Raw genomic sequence first — 15,053 nt, forward strand, 5'->3', positions numbered from 1 at the left:
GCAGCAGGCTTCCCCGCTCCCTACGTCGTACGCCGCACCGGGCGCTGCAGGCGGTCGAGGAAGGCGATCAGCAACGCCTCGCGCAGGCGCGGGGCGGCGAGGTCGAGCATCGCGTTGACCTCGCCCATGCGGCTGGGCAGCGCGAGGGTCTCGACAGGCTCGACCGACGAGGACGGCTCGACCGACGAGGACGGCTCGACCGACGAGTGCTGGCCGTCGGAGATCAGCCCCGCGGCCGCGAGCAGCCCGTCGAAGTCGTCGTCGGTCAGGGCGGCGGGGTCGAGCGCGGCGATGACGGCGGCCACGCCCTCGTCGACGACGACGGGCCCGACCGCCCGGGCTGCTGCGACGGCCTTCTCGAGTGCGGCCAGGAACTCGGGGACGACCGGCGCGGTGGCGGCCGACAGCGACAGGTGCACGTTGGCCGGGGCGTCGCCGAAGCGCATCTGCGGCTGCACGAACCACCCGGCGGCGTTCATCTCGTCGGCGACGGTGAAGACGTCGCAGGTCTCGTCGGTGGTGAACGCGATCAACGTGGAGTCGGGCTGCGTCAGCAGGGAGAGGCCGGCGATGCCGGCGACCCCCGACGCCAGCGCGTCGACGCCGTCGAACACCTGCCGGGCGAGCTCGAGGTAGCCCTCGTCGCCGATCGTCTGCACGACCGCCCAGGCGGCGGCGAGCGGTGCACCCGACTTCGTGGACTGCAGCGTGGAGTTGAGCATCGTGTAGCCCGGCCAGTCGGCGTACGCGAAGTACTGCGAGCGTCGGTGCCCGGGGCTGCGGTGCAGCAGGATCGAGGCGCCCTTGGGGGTGTAGCCGTACTTGTGCAGGTCGACCGAGATGCTGGTGACGCCCTCGACCGCGAAGGTCCACGGCGGGACGGGCCGGCCCAGCCGGGCGGCGTACGGCAGCACCCAGCCCCCGATGCAGGCGTCGACGTGGCAGCGGATCCCGCGGGCGGCGGCATGCGCAGCGACGGCGGGCACGGGGTCCACCACACCGTGCGCGTACGACGGAGCGCTGACCGCGACGAGAACGGTGTCGTTGGGTGCGGCGTCGACCGCTGCCGCCATCGCCTCGGGCACGGCCCGGAAGTCGGGGCCGACGTCGACGACGACCGCCTCGACACCGAAGTAGTGGGCTGCCTTCAAGAAGGCGGCGTGGATGGTCGACGGCACCACCATCCGGGGGCGCGTGACCTCGGGGCGGGCATCGCGGGCGGACTGCACCGCGAGCAGCACCGACTCCGTGCCGCCCGACGTCACGGACCCCACGGCCTCGGCGGGCGCGTCGAGCAGGTCGGCGGCGAAGCCGACCAGCTCGTTCTCCATCTGCAGCATGCTCGGGAACGACGTGGGGTCGAGGCCGTTGGTCGCGGCGAACGCCGCCGTCGCGCGTCGCCCGACCTCGTCGGCCTCGGCGAGACCGGAGTCGTAGACGTAGGCGAGCGTGCGCCCGCCGTGGGTCGGCAGGTCGTCGGCCTGCAGGGCGCGCAGCCGCTCGAGGACGGAGAGGGAGTGCGGGCTCAGGTCGGTCACGGTGTCTCCGGGGTGGGCGTCGTAGGTGCGACAGCCGCTGCGGCGGCGACGTCGGCAGCGGTCAGGGAGTAGCGGCGCAGGACCAGCAGGCTGGCGAGCGTGAGCACGGCTGGCAGCACGGAGAACCCGACGACGATCGCGGTCAGCGCCGAGTCCGGCTGCACGACGGCCTCGCCGGTCGAGGACTGGTAGGAGCCGGCGGCCAGCACGAGGGCGAACAGTCCCGGACCGAGCGCGAGACCGAGGGTCTCGCCCGCGGTCCAGACGCCGGTGTAGACCCCCGCGCGGTTGCTGCCGGAACGGGCCGCGTCGACCGCGGCGGCGTCGGGCAGCATCGCGAGCGGGAACATCTGGCACCCGGCGTACCCGACGCCGATCAGCGTGACCGAGGCGAAGACGACGACCGCCGGCACCTCGCGCGCCAGCACGACCAACAGCGCACCCGCGGCGAGCACGACCGACGAGGCGATGTAGCCCTGCTTCTTGCCGACCCGCTCACCGATGCGCGCCCACACGGGCGTGAGCAGCAGTGCCGGTCCGACGAAGCAGACGAACAGGATCGTCGACGCGCCCGAGCGGCCGAGCACGTGCCGGGCGAGGTAGTCGACGCCGGCGAGCATGATGCCGGTCGCCAGCGCCTGCAGCACGAACGTCGTCAGCAGCAGCCGGAAGTCACGTGCCGCGGCGACGATCCGCAGCTGCTCGCGGAAGGACCCGCCCGCGGCGACGACCGCATCCGTCGGCGCCGTCCGCGTGCCGCGGTAGGACCCGATCACGCCGATCACGATGATCACCGCGACGACGACGCCCATGACGCGATAGCCGTCGCGTCCGCCGATCGCGTCGCGGATGGCGGGGGCCGAGGCGCCGCAGATCATGATCGTCAGCGCAAGGATCGCGACCCGCCACGTCATCAGCCGGGTGCGCTCGTCGTAGCTGGCGGTGAGCTCGGCCGGCATCGCGACGTACGGCACCTGGAAGAAGGCGTACGCCGTCGCGCAGGCGAGGAAGAACACCAGCACCCACGCGGCCTCGGCGACGCGTGAGCCCATAGCGGGAGCGGCGAAGATCAGCGCGAAGGTGACGGCGAGCAGCAGCCCGGCGCGCAGCAGGAACGGCCGCCGGGGACCGCGCGGGTCCGTGCTGCGGTCGCTGATCCGGCCGGCGATCGGGTTGAGGACGACGTCCCAGGCCTTGGGCAGGAAGACGATGACGGCCGCGGCCGCGGCCGCGATCCCGAGGGTGTCGGTCAGGTAGGGCAGGAGCATCAGGCCCGGGACGGTGCCGAACGCACCCGTCGCGACCGAGCCCATGCCGTAGCCCACGCGCTCGCGGCGACGCAGTTCGGACATGGTCGGACCCTAGTGGCGCAGGTCAGCCGTTGTCGGCGAGTTCGCGCACCAGCTGGTCGGCCACGGCCTCCTGGTGGGCGGCGAAGGGGTGGTACTCCAGTGCGCGCTCGGTGTCGCGGACGGCACCGTTGACCCAGGGCTCGTCGGCACAGATGTGGTGGTCCGCGGAGACCGCACGCAGGTCGAGGAAGCGCACCCCTGCCGCCTGCGCAGCGTCGCGCATCGCCCGGTCGAGACCGTCGGCGATCTCGCGCACGAGGTCGAGGTCGCCGGTCGCGATCGGCAGGATGTCGCAGGCCTCGCCCGTGGGTGGCAGGAAGTGCGGGTAGCCGACCAGCACCACCGCTGCGTCGGGTGCGCGGTCGGTGACACGGCGCAGCACGCGGGCGACGTTCTGCTCCACCTGCGCCACCTCGGTGCGCAGGTCGCGGCCCTCGGCCTCGAGCCGGTCGGTGCACGGCGAGCCGTCGCGGTCAGCGAGCTCGCTGTCCGTGGGCGCGGTGCACAGGTCGATCATCGTGCCGAACAGGTTGAAGTCGTTGCCGCCGATCCCCACCGTCACCAGGTCGGCCTCGGGGGTCACCGCCTCGATCTGCGGGGCGATGTCGTAGTCGAGGATCCGTTGTCCCTGCAGCACGTCGGTGGTGGTCGCACCGCTGCAGCTCACGTCGGCGAGGTCGGCGCCGAGCCGCTCGGCGAGCAGCGCGGGGTAGTTGCCGTCGGAGCGGAAGCAGCCGTCGGCGAGATCCGTGCGGGGGACGTACGGCGCCGCGGTGAACGAGTCGCCCAGGGCGACGTACGTCCCGATCGCTGGTGCCTTCGCCGTGCTGGGGACGTCGGCCGGCGACGTGATCGGCTCGGTCGGGACCCGGCGCGGGTCGCCGGAGCTGCAGGCGACGAGCAGGCAGGCGAGCACGACGCCGACCAGGGTCGCCAGCAGGCCCGCCCCGGGCCGCGGGGCACCCCTCACAACGACCGGGAGGCGGCCGACGCGTAGCGCCGGCGCGGGTTGGTGCCGATGGCCCCGTCGGTCTCGGGAAGATCCGGGACGGCGGCCCCGGACCACTGCGCGACCCACTCGTCGAGGATGCGCCACGTCGTCTCGCGCGCGGCCCGACCGGTGACCATGCCCAGGTGACCGCCCGGGACGAGCTCGAAGCGCACCTCGGCGGCGCCCGTGAGGTGGTCGCGCACGGCGCGCACGGCCGGGGCGGGGGCGATCGTGTCGCTGCTGCCCGCGAACACCAGCACCGGCGCGGTGATCGCGGCCAGGTCGATCGTGCGGTCCGCGAGCTCGAAGGTGCCGCCGGCGAGCTGGTTGCCCTTGAGGAAGCGGTGGTAGAGCTGCCCGAACGTGCGGCCCGGGTAGGCGGTCATGCTCGCGGTGAAGCGGTCGACCGCCTCGATCTGCGCGAGGAAGTCCGCATCGTCGAGGTTGGTGGCGACCGCGAGCGGCTTGGTCAGCACCTTCTGCACGCTCGTCAGCTGGTAGGCGCGGGTGACCAGCGGCTTCGGGACGCCACCGAGGGCACGGTAGACCTGGGTGACCAGTCCACCGCCGTTGCTGAGGTTGAGCAGGGGACGCAGGGGTGCGACCAGCGGCACCTGGCGGACGTCGACCGGCGAGCCGAGGATCGTCAGCGACGCGATCGGCAGGTCGGCGCGGTCCGCCGCACTCAGCGCGGCGAAGATCCCGCCCAGGCTCCACCCCACGACGTGGACGGGCCGGCGCCCGGAGTGCTCGTGCACCGCGCGGATGGCTTCGGGGACCACCTCCTCGATCCAGTGCTCGATCCCGAGGCTGCGATTGCGGAAGGAGACCTCGCCGTACTCCACGAGATAGGTCGGGCGGTTCTGCTGCACCAGGTGCTCGACCAGGGAGCACCCGCGGCGCAGGTCGTAGCAGAGCGCCGGCGCGGCCAACGGGGTGACGAGCAGCACCGGGTCACCGATCGTGCGCGAGGTCCCCGACGGGCGGTAGTGGTAGACCTCCCGCAGCACGCCGTCGTCGATGAGCGTGCGCGGCATCGGCCGCAGGTCGGCCAGCCCGCCGTACACCACCCGGTGCGCGAGGTTGTTGGCCGCGGCGACGACCTGGCCCGGCTTCGGGATCAGATCCATGGCGTGAGAGTACGGCGACGGTGGTTGCGCCCCAGAGGGGTCAGGACCGCTTGGCCGGCCGCACGGTCTTGCCGTGGGTGCGCAGGTCGGCGTTGAGCGCGGCGAGGAAGCGGTCGGCCCAGGCCGTGACGTCGTGCTCGGCCACGGTCTTGCGCATCGCGCGCATGCGCTTGCCGAGGTCCTTGGGGTCGGCGTTGAGCGCGTCGACCATGGCGGCCTTCATCCCGTTGATGTCGTAGGGATTGATGAGGTAGGCCTGGCGCAGCTCGTCGGCGGCCCCAGCGAACTCCGAGAGCACGAGCGCCCCGTCGTCGGCGAGGCGGCAGGCGACGTACTCCTTGGCGACGAGGTTCATCCCGTCGCGCAACGGGGTGACCATCATGATGTCGGCGGCGAGGTAGAGCGCGGCCATCTCCTCGCGCGGGTAGGAGGAGTGCAGGTAGCTGATCGCCGGGCGACCGATCCGGCCGAGGTCGCCGTTGATCCGGCCGACGAGCCGGTCGATGTCGTCGCGCAGGACGCGGTACTGGTTGACCCGCTCACGCGACGGCGTGGCCACCTGGACGAACACCGCGTCCTCGACGTCGATGACACCGTCGGTGAGCAGCTCGCCGAAGGCGCGCAGGCGGGCGTAGATGCCCTTCGTGTAGTCGAGGCGGTCGACACCCAGCAGGATCCGTCGCGGGTTGCCGAGCTGGTCGCGGATCTCCGCGGCCCGCTGCACCACCGCGGGAGTGCGGGCGAGCTCCTCGAAGCCGGCGGTGTCGATCGAGATCGGGAACGCACCCGCCTGCACGACCCGGCCGTCGGGCAGATAGACGTTGTCGCGATGCGTCTTGTGGCCCACGCGCTGGCGCACGAGCCGGACGAAGTTCTGCGCCGCGCCCGGCAGCTGGAAGCCCACCAGGTCGGCGCCGAGGAGTCCCTCGAGGATCTGCCGGCGCCAGGGGAGCTGACTGAAGAGCTCGGCGGGCGGGAACGGGATGTGGAGGAAGAAGCCGATGCGCAGGTCGGGGCGCAGCTCGCGCAGCATCGCCGGCACCAGCTGCATCTGGTAGTCGTGGACCCACACGGTCGCGCCGTCGGCTGCCACCTCCGCGGCCCGCTCGGCGAAGCGCCGGTTGACCGTGACGTAGGCGTCCCACCACTCGCGGTGGAACTCCGGCTTGGCGACGACGTCGTGGTAGAGCGGCCACAGCGTCGCGTTGGAGAAGCCCTCGTAGAACTCCTCGACCTCCTGAGCCGTCAACGCGACCGGGACCAGCGACATCCCGTCCTCGACGAACGGCTCGATCTCGGTCTCGGCGCTGCCGGGCCAGCCGATCCAGGCCCCCTCATTGGCGCGCATCACCGGCTCGATGGCCGCGACGAGTCCACCGGGGGAGCGGCGCCATCCGACGGTCCCGTCGGGCTCCACCACGCGGTCCACCGGCAGCCGGTTGGCGACGATGACGAGGTCGGCCTTCGCGGGCGAGTTCTGGCTCACGCCTCGCACCCTACGGGAGCCGCCGAACCCGACCCGCCGACGGAATGACACGGGTGTGGTTCGTCGCCTATCCTCGTCTCAGCAGTCGAGTCCGAGTCGAGCTTTCTGGGAGTCAGCATGGACGCCGTCCACCCCTCCGGTGCCGTAGCGCGGACCACCTCCGAGGAGACCCTGACCGCGGATCTCTCCGAGCGGGACCGCGAGATCCTCGACTTCGAGCGCCAGTGGTGGAAGTACGCCGGCGCCAAGGAGCAGGCGGTGCGCGAGAAGTTCGACATGAGCGCGACCCGCTACTACCAGGTGCTCAACGCGCTGATCGACCGTCCCGAGGCGCTGGCCCACGACCCGCTGCTGGTGCGCCGGCTGCGGCGGCTGCGTGCGGCGCGGCAGCGGGCGCGCTCGGCGCGCCGTCTCGGCTTCGAGGTCTAGGACGTGGCGAGGCGCGCGCGGGAGCGCGGAGTCGCCGCCCCGGCGTTCGTCGCCGTGCTCAGCACGGTCGTCGTGATCGCCGCGGGCGTGTTCTTCGTGTCCACCGGTGGCGCCGCCGAGGAGCCGACGCCCGCTGCGCCCACCCCCACGGTGGTCGCCACCGCGACCCCGACACCCACCCCGACAGCCGAGGCCACCCCCACGAAGCGCCGTCCGCGCGTCCAGCGCGGTCAGGTCTACGTCGAGGTCTACAACAACTCCGGCATCTCGGGCCTCGCTGCCCGCACCTCCGCCACGGTCAAGGGTGCCGGCTGGCAGGTGGTCGGTGAGGACAACTGGTACGGCACCATCACCGAGTCCACCGTCTACTTCCCCCCGCGGCTGCGCGCCGCCGGCCGGCTGCTGGCCCGCGACCTCGGCATCAACCGGGTCCGCCCGGCCGTCGACCCGATGAAGCTCGACCGGTTGACCGTGATCCTCACCGCAGACTTCGCCTGACCGACCACCCCCGCGCGTCGGCACCCGCGGGGGCCGGAGGACGATCACGCCCATGGAGCACCTGAACCCGCACGCGCCCGAGCGGTACGCCGCCTTCGTGGCCGCGGCAGGCGACGCCGTACTCGGGCTGGACTTCGACGGCACACTCGCGCCGATCGTCGACGACCCGACCCTGGCTCGCATCCACCCGGACGCGGCCGCCGCGGTGCTCGCGGTCGCGGGCCGGCTGCGCGCTGTCGCGGTCGTGACGGGACGACCGGTCGCCCAGGCGCTCCAGCTCGGCGCGCTCGAGGAGCTCGCCGACGCCCTCGCGGAGCAGGGACGCGAGCTGTTCGTGCTCGGGCAGTACGGCAACGAGCGTTGGCGCTCGACCCGGCGCAGCGTGGTGTCGCCGCCGACCCCGCCTGGGGTCAACGCCTACTCCGCGGCCCTGCCTGATGCCCTGCGGGCGGCCGGGGCCGAGTCTGCGTACGTCGAGGACAAGGGGCTCGCGGTCGCGGTCCACACCCGTCGGCTCCCGGATGCCACCGCGGCGTACGCGCGGCTGCTCCCCGTGCTCACCGAGCTCGCCGCCGCGCACGGCCTGACGGTCGAGCCCGGCCGGCAGGTGATCGAGGTGCGGGGAGGCGAGACCCACAAGGGCGAGGCCGTCCACCTGATCGCCGCCGAGCTCGGCGCGCAGGGGTTCTGCTTCATCGGCGACGACCTCGGCGACGTCGAGGCCTTCCGCGCGGTCGCCGCGCTGCGCGACGCCGGCGCGGCCGGGCTGCTGGTGTGCTCGGGCTCGGAGGAGCAGCCGGCACTGCGCGAGCTCGCCGACGTGCTGGTGCCGGGTCCCGACGGCGTCGTGGCGTTCCTCCACCAGCTCGCCGCCGACCTGGGCGCGCCCGCGCACTGAGCGACCCGCCCCCGGACCGGCGCCGATCCACCAACTACGGTGACACGGGTGACTGCCCCCGTCCTCCTCGTCACCTGCGCGGCCCGGCCCGACGGCGAACCGGGCGGTGAGCACCTGCTCGAAGCGCTCGACGCGCGCGGGGTCGCCGCGCGCTGGGTCGCGTGGGACGACCCCTCCGTCGACTGGGCCGCGGCGCCGCTCGTCGCGGTCCGCAGCACCTGGGACTACGACCAGCGGCTGGGTGAGTTCCTCGCGTGGGCCGAGCGCGTCGGGGCCGCGGCGGGGGACCGGCTGCTCAACGGTGCCGCGGTCTTCGGCTGGAACGCCGACAAGCGCTATCTCGCCGAGCTCTACGCCGCCGGCCTGCCGGTCGTCCCCACGTTGGTCGCCGAGGACGAGGGCGAGCTCCCGCCCGCGGTCGCGACCTACGAGCATGCGGTGGTGAAGTCGACCGTGGGAGCGGGCGGGCGGGGTGTGGTCGTGTTCGACGGCGTCCCGGGTGGCCCCGAGGAGCTCGACGAGTCTGCCCTGCTCGCCGGCCCCTGGGTCGTGCAGCCGCTGGTCGAGTCGATCCGCACCGTGGGCGAGCACTCGGTCTTCGTCCTGGGCGGGCGCGCGCAGGGCCAGGTGCGCAAGCTCCCGGCGGGCGAGGAGATCCGCGTCCACGAGGAGTACGGCGGTGCCAGCGCCCCCGTCGAGCTCGACCCCCAGGCGGCGGCGCGCGCCGCGACGGTGGTGTCGCACGTCGAGCGCACCCACGGGTGGACGCTCGACTACGCGCGCGTCGACCTGCTGCACTTCGAGGGCCGGTGGGTGGTGAGCGAGCTCGAGCTGATCGAGCCCGGTCTCTACCTCGACGTCCGCCCGGAGCTCGCGCCGGCCTTCGCCGACGTGGTGGCCGCTCGTCTTGCACTCTCTTGACCCGAGTGCCAAACTGGCGTTAGCACTCTCCGTGGGAGAGTGACAACATCCAGGACCGGTACGTCGAGGTCCTCCGCCCGCGGAGAAGGGTTCCGTCGGCCCCGGGGGATCGTCCGTCGCGGGCGGCGCACCGGACCACCCGAACTCATCGAGTGAGGAATCGCAGGAGCCATGTCGAAGCTCATTGCTTTCAACGAGGAGGCCCGCCGCGGTCTCGAGCGAGGAATGAACACTCTCGCTGACGCGGTCAAGGTCACCCTCGGCCCCAAGGGACGCAACGTCGTCCTGGAGAAGAAGTGGGGCGCCCCCACCATCACGAACGACGGCGTCTCCATCGCCAAGGAGATCGAGCTCGAGGACCCGTACGAGAAGATCGGGGCCGAGCTCGTCAAGGAGGTCGCCAAGAAGACCGACGACGTCGCCGGTGACGGCACCACCACCGCGACCGTCCTGGCCCAGGCCATGGTCCGCGAGGGTCTGCGCAACGTCGCCGCGGGTGCGAACCCGATGGCGCTCAAGCGCGGCATCGAGGCCGCTGTCGAGGCCGTGTCCTCGCAGCTGCTGCAGATGGCGAAGGACGTCGAGACCCGCGAGCAGATCGCGGCCACCGCGTCGATCTCGGCCGGCGGTGACAACACCGTCGGTGACGCCATCGCCGAGGCGATGGACAAGGTCGGCAAGGAAGGCGTCATCACCGTCGAGGAGTCGAACACCTTCGGGCTCGACCTCGAGCTGACCGAAGGGATGCGGTTCGACAAGGGCTACATCTCGGCCTACTTCGTCACCGACCCCGAGCGCATGGAGACCGTCCTCGAGGACCCCTACATCCTCGTGGCCAACCAGAAGGTCTCCAACGTCAAGGACCTGCTGCCGGTCCTCGAGAAGGTCATGCAGTCGGGCAAGCCCCTGCTGATCATCGCCGAGGACGTCGACGGCGAGGCCCTCTCGACGCTGGTCGTTAACAAGATCCGCGGCACCTTCAAGTCCGTCGCGGTCAAGGCCCCCGGCTTCGGTGACCGTCGCAAGGCCATGCTGCAGGACATCGCGATCCTGACCGGCGGCCAGGTCATCTCCGAGGAGGTCGGCCTGAAGCTGGAGAACACCGGCATCGAGCTGCTCGGCCAGGCCCGCAAGGTCGTCATCACCAAGGACGAGACCACCATCGTCGAGGGTGCGGGCGACGCGGACCAGATCGCCGGTCGGGTCAACCAGATCCGCGCCGAGATCGAGAACTCCGACTCCGACTACGACCGCGAGAAGCTGCAGGAGCGGCTGGCCAAGCTCGCCGGCGGCGTCGCGGTCATCAAGGTCGGCGCAGCCACCGAGGTGGAGCTCAAGGAGCGCAAGCACCGCATCGAGGACGCCGTGCGCAACGCGAAGGCGGCCGTCGAGGAGGGCATCGTCGCCGGTGGCGGCGTCGCGCTCGTCCAGGCCGGTGCCGTGGTGTTCGAGAAGCTCGAGCTCACCGACGCCGACGAGGCCACCGGTGCCAACATCGTCAAGGTCGCCATCGAGGCCCCGCTCAAGCAGATCGCGATCAACGCCGGTCTCGAGGGTGGCGTCGTCTCGGAGCGGGTGCGCAACCTGGAGGCCGGTCACGGCCTGAACGCCGCGACCGGGGAGTACGTCGACATGATCGACGCCGGCATCCTCGACCCGGCCAAGGTGACGCGCTCGGCGCTGCAGAACGCCGCGTCGATCGCCGCGCTGTTCCTCACCACCGAGGCGGTCATCGCCGACAAGCCCGAGAAGGCGCCGGCCATGCCGGACCCGTCGGGCGGCATGGGCGGCATGGACTTCTGAGTCCCGCCACCCGGCTCGGTCGGTCCGGCTGAGCCACAGATCACAGCAGTTCCCGCAGGCCCCGAGGTAACTCCTCGGGGCCTGCGTCGTTGAGCATGCGACAAACCGATGTGACATCCGCGTGAAACCGTCCACTAGTGTGGTCCACGTCATTCGGTGCGCGCCCTCCAGCGCGTCGCAGACCAACGGTGCCTTCGGGTACAGGGGAGCTTTCAGTGAAGATCAAGACCAGGGCCGCCAAGCGCGTGGCCGCTCTCGGGGCCGCAGGCGCCCTCCTGTCGTTGACCATCTCGCCGGCCGCCGCCGCCGACGTCGTCGCGCAGTCCAGCGCGAACGCGCTCACCATCTCGCTCGCCGGCAACGGCCAGGGCACCGGCACCGTGACGGCGACCCACACGGGCACCGGTCAGGAGAACATCAACGGCCCGGTCAATCCGCCGATCGCCATCCTCGGCCAGCAGAACCTCGTCAACGCGGGCGTGCTGGCGCAGGACGCCACTGCTCGCGTCGAGAACCGCCGCGGCATCTCCGCCGCATGTGCGGGCGTCGCTGGTGACGGCGGCGCGATCGCCGAGATCGGCGACTCGGGTTGTCTCGAGCCCGGTCAGCCGGTCGGCGTCACGATCGGCAACCTCGACCTCTCCGAGGCACTGCTGATCAACACCAATGCCGTCGGCAACGCGCTGGCTCCGTTGGCGCCGCTGAACGTCATCATCAGCGAGCTCGTCGGGCCGATCACCGCCCAGCTGTCGTCCGCGCTGGGCGCGCTCCCCGAGGTCGCGATCCAGGGCACTCTCGGCGTGGTGCAGGGCAGCTGCGAGGCGGTGCCGGGGCGTGCCAACGGCACGGCGAACCTCATCGACAGCCGGATCGAGGCCATCGTCCTCGGGCAGCGGGTCACCATCGCAGAGCTGCCGGTCAACCCCGGCATCAACGAGAAGGTCGTCACCGACCTCGACGTCGTCCTCAACCGCGTGATCGACGCGGTCGAGACCACGATCGAGAACACCCTCGACGGGGCGCTTGCGCCGGTCGTCGGTCTGACCGACGCGATCCAGTCCGCCATCGTCGACACCCTGGTCGCGCAGATCGCCGATGCACTCGAGCCGCTCGAGCAGAACATCCTCGACATCACGCTCAACAAGCAGACCCGACCCGAGCAGGGCCGGATCGAGGTCACCGCGCTCGACCTGCAGCTCCTCCCGGCGGCCCAGCAGTTCATCGACGCCTCGCTGCTGGCCGTCGAGATCGGCAACGTGACCTGCGGTGTGAACTCGACCTACAGCCCCGCCCCGGACCCGCAGCCCGAGCCCGACCCGCAGCCCGAGCCTGACCCCGAGCTGCCCGACATCCCGACCGAGGTCGACGCCGGTGCGGCCGGCAACGGCGTGGGCCTGGGCGAGGGTGCCATGGGTGCGGCCCTGCTGACGCTGGCCGCCGGTGCCGGCCTGGCCGGCTACCGCCGCCTCGGACGTCTGTGACACGCCTGGTCCGATGAGCTCACGAGAGACCGACGGTCAGCAGCCCCGCTCCCTTCCCGCGATCATCGCGGGACTGGCGCTGGTGCTGCTGGCCGCCGGTTTTCTCTGGCCGTCCATCCCCGGCGTGGGGGGCGGCGACGACAGCTCCGAGGAGCCGGCGGTCGCGCTGCCGGCCGCTGCCGACAGCGACCTGTTGGAGATCCCGTCGATCCAGCTCGATGCGCCGATCGACCCGATCGAGGTCGACCCGGCAGGGGTTCTCACCCCGCCGGCCGACGTGCAGCGCGTCGGATGGTGGCAGCGCAGCGCCGAGCCGGGCGCTCGCGCCGGCCAGACCGTGATCACCGGCCACACCGTCCACACCGGCGGTGGGGTGATGAACCGGCTCAAGAAGGTCCGTCGGGGCGCCGAGGTGCTCGTCCACTCCGACGGCGAGGTGGCGAAGTACGCCGTACTGCGGGTCCACAAGCTCAGCCGCGAGGAGGTCTCCGCGCGCGCCGAGGAGCTGTTCGGCCAGGACCGCGATGACGGCCGGCTCGTGCTGGTCACCTGCGAGGACTGGGTGAACGGTGACTACCAGTCCAACGTCGTGGTCTTCGCGGAACGCCTCGCCTCCTCGACCGACGTCTGAGTCGACACCCTCGCGAACGGATATCGAACATCTGTTCGATCCTGGCGTAGGCTGATCCCATGACAGCTGAGATCCAGGGCCTGCTGTTCGCCGATCCCGACACCGCCACGGGCGTCCGCTTCCGCCGTACGCCGCTGTCCCACGGCGCCTGGGTCGACGTCGCACCCGGCTGGGCCGGGGACCCGGACACCGTGTTTGCCCGCATGGTCGAGGGCGTCGACTGGCGGGCCGAGCGCCGGGTGATGTATGACCGCACGGTCGCCGTGCCGCGGCTGACCCGCTACTTCCGCGCCGATGAGACCTGGCCGGACCCGGCGCTGCGCGCGTGGTGCGCGCAGCTGTCGGCGCACTACGCCGACGAGCTCGGCGAACCGTTCACCACGGCCGGATGCTGCTACTACCGCGACGGCCGCGACTCCGTCGCCTGGCACGGCGACACCTTCGGTCGCGGCGCCAGCCACGACACGATGGTCGCTATCGTCTCCCTCGGCGACCAGCGCCGGCTCTCGCTGCGCCCCCGCGGTGGTGGCCGGTCGCTGTCGTTCGCGATGGGGCACGGCGACCTGGTCGTGATGGGTGGCTCCTGCCAGCGGACCTGGGAGCACGCCGTGCTGAAGACGGCCCAGCATGTCGGGCCGCGGATCAGCGTGCAGTTCCGCCCCGCGGGGGTTGCCTGATCCTCAACCGATCGCTCGTCGTGTCGGACGCAGGTCGCCGGTGGCGAGCTTCGCGGTGTCGCCGGCCAGCCGGCCCTGGGTCCAGCCGGCGGCGTCCCAACCGCCGCGCACCGGGCTCGTCCCCAAGGTGCCGAACCGCTCGGTGACCCAGGCGTCGAGGGCATCGGCCTGGGACTGCAGGGCCGGGAGCAGGCGGTCGCTGTCGGTGGACCCGGCAACGACGTGGTCGGTCACCTCGCGCAGCCGCTCACCGAGGCGGTCGGCGTAGGCCAGCCAGAACGCCGAGCGGTAGCTCGCGCTGCGGGTGCGCGCGCCGGGCGGGGCGGACCGTGCGGTCTCGGCGAGTGCGTGCTGGCCCTGCACGAGCAGGGAGGTGTAGAGCGCCTCGACCGCGGCCAGGTCGCTGGCCGTGCCCATCACGGCCGTCATCGAGACCTGCCCGAGCACGACGACGCGACACCGGGTTGCGGCGGCCACGACGTTGAGGAGGACGTTCTTGATGTCGGCGTACGGCGGGTCGACCCGCACCCGGATCATCGTCGGTGCCTCGCCGTTGCGGCCGCGGTTGGCCGCCAGCAGCGCGGCGTCGATCGCGTGCCGGGTGATCAGCTCCTGCGCCTTGGCGGTGTAGGTGGCGGCCTCGGCCTCGAACTCCGTCGACTCGGCCTTGGCCAACAGCCGGCGGACCCTGACCAGCACCGGATCGGCGCGGTCGGGGGCCGAGGCCGCCGAGGCGAGCGGCTGGTCAGGTCGTCCCGGCGGAGGCAGCAGGAAGTCGAGCGGCGGGACGCGGAGCGTCTCGACCACCGCCAGCACCGCCAGCACCAGCTGAGCGCCCTCGAGACCCTCGCGGGCGGACCATCGCGCAAGCCAACCCCGACGCGCCTGCGCGTCGCCGAGGCCGGCGTCGTCCAGCTGCTGCTGCCACCGCGGGTCGATGGCCTGCGTCGAACGCCCGGCCCGGTCGGCGGCGACGAGGTCGGGGACGAGGCGTCGCTGCTTCGCGTCGGCCAGCGCGACTCGGGTGTGGTGGAGCACGTCGTCCGGCTGCCAGCCGTTGGCCCACAGGAGGTCGACCTGGTCCAGGAGGGGCACCTCGGCGGCGCGACAGACGGTCGCGCGGTCGCCGCGCACCAGGGCGTTGAACGCCGCGAGCCGCCCGGCCTCCGGCACACCGCGGGGGAGGAGCACCGATGCCCACGCGGCCTCGGCTGGCTC

The 15,053-nt window shown here is 72.1% G+C and carries 14 protein-coding genes; 8 read left to right on the plus strand and 6 right to left on the minus strand.

The window, feature by feature from the left end:
- Positions 1 to 20: 20 nt before the first annotated feature.
- The 5 genes from J2S59_RS09460 to J2S59_RS09480 are packed head-to-tail and all read right to left on the minus strand — an operon-like array spanning position 21 to position 6,497.
- Complete coding sequence (locus J2S59_RS09460; protein ID WP_246360565.1) at positions 21 to 1,538, minus strand: pyridoxal phosphate-dependent decarboxylase family protein; 1,518 nt, start codon at positions 1,536 to 1,538, stop codon at positions 21 to 23.
- The gene (locus tag J2S59_RS09465; protein ID WP_068123941.1) at positions 1,535 to 2,890 is read right to left on the minus strand and encodes an MFS transporter; all 1,356 of its coding nucleotides are present in this window, start codon (positions 2,888 to 2,890) and stop codon (positions 1,535 to 1,537) included. Before J2S59_RS09465 ends, J2S59_RS09460 begins: the two co-directional genes overlap by 4 nt.
- A 22-nt stretch (positions 2,891 to 2,912) precedes the next feature.
- Positions 2,913 to 3,860 carry an SGNH/GDSL hydrolase family protein gene (locus tag J2S59_RS09470; protein ID WP_068123939.1) on the minus strand — a complete coding sequence of 316 codons (948 nt, stop codon included), beginning with the start codon at positions 3,858 to 3,860 and terminating at the stop codon, positions 2,913 to 2,915.
- Positions 3,857 to 5,011: an alpha/beta fold hydrolase gene (locus J2S59_RS09475; protein ID WP_220138583.1), complete on the minus strand. Its 1,155-nt coding sequence runs from the start codon at positions 5,009 to 5,011 to the stop codon at positions 3,857 to 3,859. The genes J2S59_RS09470 and J2S59_RS09475 overlap by 4 nt, the downstream gene beginning before the upstream one ends.
- 40 nt (positions 5,012 to 5,051) lie before the next feature.
- Positions 5,052 to 6,497, minus strand: a complete 1,446-nt coding sequence (locus J2S59_RS09480) for an alpha,alpha-trehalose-phosphate synthase (UDP-forming) (protein WP_306825043.1) — start codon at positions 6,495 to 6,497, stop codon at positions 5,052 to 5,054.
- A gap of 117 nt (positions 6,498 to 6,614) precedes the next feature.
- On the opposite strand from J2S59_RS09480, the gene napA reads away from it, so the two are divergent.
- The 8 genes from napA to J2S59_RS09520 all read left to right on the plus strand — a co-directional run bounded on the left by napA (position 6,615) and on the right by J2S59_RS09520 (position 13,835).
- Positions 6,615 to 6,926: a nucleoid-associated protein NapA gene (gene napA / locus J2S59_RS09485; protein ID WP_068125238.1), complete on the plus strand. Its 312-nt coding sequence runs from the start codon at positions 6,615 to 6,617 to the stop codon at positions 6,924 to 6,926.
- Positions 6,927 to 6,929: 3 nt separating this feature from the next.
- Complete coding sequence (locus J2S59_RS09490) at positions 6,930 to 7,424, plus strand: LytR C-terminal domain-containing protein (RefSeq protein ID WP_068125236.1); 495 nt, start codon at positions 6,930 to 6,932, stop codon at positions 7,422 to 7,424.
- Positions 7,425 to 7,476: 52 nt separating this feature from the next.
- Positions 7,477 to 8,322, plus strand: coding sequence for a trehalose-phosphatase (gene otsB, locus J2S59_RS09495; RefSeq protein WP_068125235.1), 846 nt, complete (start codon positions 7,477 to 7,479; stop codon positions 8,320 to 8,322).
- A gap of 48 nt (positions 8,323 to 8,370) precedes the next feature.
- Entirely contained in the window at positions 8,371 to 9,243 is an 873-nt protein-coding gene (locus tag J2S59_RS09500; protein WP_306825044.1) for an ATP-grasp domain-containing protein, read from the plus strand.
- A 171-nt stretch (positions 9,244 to 9,414) separates the two neighbouring features.
- Positions 9,415 to 11,046 (plus strand): chaperonin GroEL, encoded by a 1,632-nt coding sequence (groL, locus tag J2S59_RS09505; RefSeq protein ID WP_068117055.1) that lies wholly within the window; start codon positions 9,415 to 9,417, stop codon positions 11,044 to 11,046.
- A gap of 215 nt (positions 11,047 to 11,261) precedes the next feature.
- Positions 11,262 to 12,527 (plus strand): hypothetical protein, encoded by a 1,266-nt coding sequence (locus J2S59_RS09510; protein ID WP_068117057.1) that lies wholly within the window; start codon positions 11,262 to 11,264, stop codon positions 12,525 to 12,527.
- A 13-nt stretch (positions 12,528 to 12,540) separates the two neighbouring features.
- Positions 12,541 to 13,158, plus strand: a complete 618-nt coding sequence (locus J2S59_RS09515) for a class F sortase (RefSeq protein ID WP_181641511.1) — start codon at positions 12,541 to 12,543, stop codon at positions 13,156 to 13,158.
- A 59-nt stretch (positions 13,159 to 13,217) separates the two neighbouring features.
- Positions 13,218 to 13,835 (plus strand): alpha-ketoglutarate-dependent dioxygenase AlkB, encoded by a 618-nt coding sequence (locus J2S59_RS09520; protein ID WP_068117060.1) that lies wholly within the window; start codon positions 13,218 to 13,220, stop codon positions 13,833 to 13,835.
- A gap of 3 nt (positions 13,836 to 13,838) precedes the next feature.
- On the opposite strand, the gene J2S59_RS09525 is transcribed toward J2S59_RS09520, so the two are convergent.
- The gene (locus J2S59_RS09525) at positions 13,839 to 15,026 is read right to left on the minus strand and encodes a DUF2786 domain-containing protein (RefSeq protein ID WP_068117062.1); all 1,188 of its coding nucleotides are present in this window, start codon (positions 15,024 to 15,026) and stop codon (positions 13,839 to 13,841) included.
- Positions 15,027 to 15,053: the final 27 nt, after the last annotated feature.

Origin of the sequence: Nocardioides massiliensis, from assembly GCF_030811215.1 — a bacterium.
In the GTDB taxonomy this organism is placed as follows: Bacteria; Actinomycetota; Actinomycetes; order Propionibacteriales; family Nocardioidaceae; genus Nocardioides_A; species Nocardioides_A massiliensis.

Excerpts from the sequence above, each read along its gene's own strand:
- J2S59_RS09465 (WP_068123941.1), bottom strand. The coding sequence starts at position 2,890 with ATGTCCGAACTGCGTCGCCGCGAGCGCGTGGGCTACGGCATGGGCTCG.
- J2S59_RS09475 (WP_220138583.1), bottom strand. The coding sequence starts at position 5,011 with ATGGATCTGATCCCGAAGCCGGGCCAGGTCGTCGCCGCGGCCAACAAC.
- napA (WP_068125238.1), top strand. The coding sequence starts at position 6,615 with ATGGACGCCGTCCACCCCTCCGGTGCCGTAGCGCGGACCACCTCCGAG.
- otsB (WP_068125235.1), top strand. The coding sequence starts at position 7,477 with ATGGAGCACCTGAACCCGCACGCGCCCGAGCGGTACGCCGCCTTCGTG.
- groL (WP_068117055.1), top strand. The coding sequence starts at position 9,415 with ATGTCGAAGCTCATTGCTTTCAACGAGGAGGCCCGCCGCGGTCTCGAG.
- J2S59_RS09515 (WP_181641511.1), top strand. The coding sequence starts at position 12,541 with ATGAGCTCACGAGAGACCGACGGTCAGCAGCCCCGCTCCCTTCCCGCG.
- J2S59_RS09520 (WP_068117060.1), top strand. The coding sequence starts at position 13,218 with ATGACAGCTGAGATCCAGGGCCTGCTGTTCGCCGATCCCGACACCGCC.